At 64.4% G+C, this 3,143-nt stretch carries 3 protein-coding genes; all 3 read right to left on the bottom strand.

Annotation, left to right across the window (positions count from 1 at the left end):
• The coding region (pqqF, locus tag NP534_RS26380; protein ID WP_274100679.1) for a pyrroloquinoline quinone biosynthesis protein PqqF at window positions 1-1,645 on the bottom strand (1,645 nt) is incomplete at its 3' end.
• 12 nt (window positions 1,646-1,657) lie between these two features.
• Window positions 1,658-2,452 carry a carbon-nitrogen hydrolase family protein gene (locus tag NP534_RS26375; protein WP_274100678.1) on the bottom strand — a complete coding sequence of 265 codons (795 nt, stop codon included), beginning with the start codon at window positions 2,450-2,452 and terminating at the stop codon, window positions 1,658-1,660.
• Window positions 2,453-2,466: 14 nt separating this feature from the next.
• The coding region (locus NP534_RS26370) for a flavin monoamine oxidase family protein (RefSeq protein ID WP_274100677.1) at window positions 2,467-3,143 on the bottom strand (677 nt) is incomplete at its 5' end.

Below are 3,143 nucleotides of genomic sequence, written 5' to 3'. Positions count from 1 at the left end.
GCCAGCGGGCAGTTGCCCATACCTGGTCAAGCAGTGGCTGGTCGAGTGTGCAACGCGGCAACGGCTCGGCATTGCTGGCAAGAACGGCGTCAGGCAGTTGCTTGAGCAGGGCCCTGATCGGGATCTGCGCGGCTTCTGGGTTCGGCTGCCCTTGCCAGCTACCGGGTGAGGGCGCGTTCAGCAAAGTGAGGGCTTCATCGACGGCGCGGAGCACCGCTGAGGGTTGGCCGGCGCAACGTAGCTGCCAATACTCGCCAGCCTCGCTGAACTGCAGCTGCAACGCCGCCCGTTCGGCGCGCTCCAGCAAGGGGCGCAAGGCTTGGCAGAGGATGGGAAACAGCGCACGTCGAAGAGGTGAAGGCAGGTGCCAGCGTAGGTACAGCGCCGCGTACTCGCGTGTCGGCGGCAGCGCGTCGCTGATGGCCAATGCTGCGGGTAACGGTGCCTTTGCTGTGAGCGGTTCGGCCGTCAGCAGAGGGTCGGCGGCAGGTATCTGCCATTGGCCAAGGCTGGCGTAAGGGAGGCTGGCAAGCAGTGCCTCCAGTGCGCGTAAACCTGGCTTGTCGAGTGCTGCGAAAGGCTGGTCTGCGCCGTCCCGTCGTGCTAGTTCAAGCGGGCTGGCGGCCCGCTCGCGGCTGCGTTGCAGTTGGCCGAACTGGGCATTGAGTTCATGCAGGTCGCTCTGGCGAATAAAGCCGAACCAGCCGTGCAGCAATGCGATAGCTTCGTCGACAGAGGCGTCGGTACCGAGCTGCAAGTCGATGTGCCAGAGCATCTGCCCGGTGAAAGCATACAGCGGTTCGGCTTTGACTCCCCGTAGCCAGCCGCGTTGGCGAAGCGCGTTCAGCCATCCGCCCGGGCGGCTGTCGCCTAGCAGGTCGATCAGTAAGCCAAGCGCGCGTTCGGCACCTTCGGGCAGGCCTTCATGGGCGAAGATGAACGGCTGATCGGCCGCCAGCAGCGGCGGCGGCATTGCTTGCTCGACACGCCCACCGGCCGGGAACAGGCTGCCAAATTGCCGGCCCAGGCGCTCCAGTGCATCCAAGGGTTGTGGGCCGCACAGGCTCAGGGTGACCTGCCCGCCCTGGTAGAAGCGTTGGTGAAACACCCCGAGAGCCCGTTGGAACGCGGGGTCCTGCAGGGCAAGGGTAAACCGGTTGCCGGCATGAAAGCCGCTTAATGGATGCTGCGGCGAAACCGACTGCAGCAAGGCAAAGTGCTGTTGTGCCTGCGGGTTACGTGACCAGGCGATGAACTCGGCGTGAATCACCTCACGCTCTTGGCGCTGGCGCTCGATGCCAAGGTCGGGTTCGACCAGCATCTGGCACAGGCGCTCCAGCCCTCCGGCCAGCGCCGCCGGTGGGACCTCGAAGAAGAAGTCGGTGGTGCGCTCACGGGTGCTGGCGTTGACCTGGCCGCCGAGGGACTGGACGTAGCGCATCAGCCCGTGCTGCTGCGCGAATGTGCGGGTCCCGAGGAAGAACAGGTGTTCAAGGAAGTGGGCCAGCCCAGGCCATTGCGCCGGGGCATCGTGGCTACCCGCGTGCACCCGCAACGCGGCCGCCGCGCGCTTGAGGCGCGGGGCACTGCGCAGGGTCAGCTGCAAGCCGTTGGCAAGGGTAAGGTGGCGCGTAGCGTCAGGCATGAGGGGCTCCGGTCAGCCTTTACTCAGATGCAGCTCCTGGCGCAAATCGGTCAGGTAGGGAAAGGCCTTGCGCCCCTCTATCACGCGCTCATGCGCAAGCTCCGCCAGCAACTGGCATTCATCCCGCCCGGCCATGGCCAGCAGGCTGCCATCCGGGCCGATGATGCTGCTCTGGCCGCAATACTGGATTTCATCCTCGGCCCCGCAGTAGTTCGCATACACCAGGTAGCACTGGTTCTCCTGTGCGCGTGCCCGTACCGTCACCTGGCAGATGAAATCGTAGGGCGTCATGTTCGCCGTCGGCACCAGGATCAGTTCCGCACCGTCCAGCGCCAGGCGCCGGGCGTTCTCCGGGAACTCGATGTCGTAGCAGATCAGCATGCCGACCTTCCAGCCATCCAGTTCCACAACCGGGAAGTGATCGGGCCCCGCGCTGAACATCGAGCGGTCAAGCTCCCCGAACAGATGCGTCTTGCGGTAGTTGCACAGGCTGCGACCCTGGGCATCGATCAGTTGCACGCTGTTATAGATCGCGCCGTCATCGCCCCGCTCCGGGTAGCCATAGACGATAGCGATGCGATGGGCCTGGGCGATTTCCACCACATTCATGGCCGCCAGGCCATCACTGGCCTCGGCCAGGCGTTCGACCTGGGCCAGGCCGATGTTGTAGCCGGTCAGGAACATCTCCGGGCACACCAGTAGTTGAGCGCCGCGCTCAGCCGCCAGTTGGGCCTGGTGCTGCAGCCGTTGCAGGTTGCCGGGCACGTCCAGTGGGTTGGGCGCGCCCTGGAACAGAGCGATGCGCATGGCGCCTCCTTGTTTCAGTCGGCCAGCGCGATAGGGCCGATTTCATCGAACACATCGCCTGGGCCTGGGTTGTCCGGGTGGGTCTGGCCACCGAAGTGGTTCATGATACCCCACACGGCATTGAGCGAGGTCTGCACCGCCCCTTCCACCCAGGCCGGCGTCCACGACACGTCGTCACCGGCGATGAACATGCCGCGTTGTTCGGCGGGCATGTCCTGCTGCATGAAGTGCGCGTACATGCGCTGGTTGTAGCGGTAATGGCCCGGCAGCGCGCCCTTGAAGGCGCCGAGGAAGTGCGGGTCGGCCTCCCAGGAAATGGTGATCGGGTCGCCGATGATGTGCCCGGCGATATCGGTCTTCGGGTAGATTTTCTTCAAGGCGTCGAGGGCCAGTTGCACGCGCTTTTCGACCGGGTGCGGGAGCATTTTCAGGGCATCGCTCATCCACGCATAGGACAGGCAGATCACCCCGGGTTTGTCGTCGCCGTTATCGAACAGATAGGTACCCCGGGTGAGGCGGTCGGTGAGGGTCATGCTCATCAGGTCGCGGCCGGTTTGCGGGTCTTTGTCCTTCCAGAACGGGCGGTCGACCATGACGAAGGTTTTCGACGATTGCATGTAGCGGGTGCGGTCCAGGGCCATCCACATCTTCTGCGAGAACAGCGATTCTTCGCAGTCGATCTGGGTGGTCA

Origin of the sequence: Pseudomonas sp. 39004 (assembly GCF_028682155.1) — a bacterium.
Classification (GTDB): domain Bacteria; phylum Pseudomonadota; class Gammaproteobacteria; order Pseudomonadales; family Pseudomonadaceae; genus Aquipseudomonas; species Aquipseudomonas capeferrum.
The sequence above is the reverse complement of the archived record's forward strand: the minus strand, read 5'-3'. Positions and strand labels throughout refer to the sequence as shown.

Bases quoted from the DNA above. Each gene is read 5' to 3' on its own strand.
- NP534_RS26375 (WP_274100678.1), bottom strand. From the start codon at position 2,452: ATGCGCATCGCTCTGTTCCAGGGCGCGCCCAACCCACTGGACGTGCCC.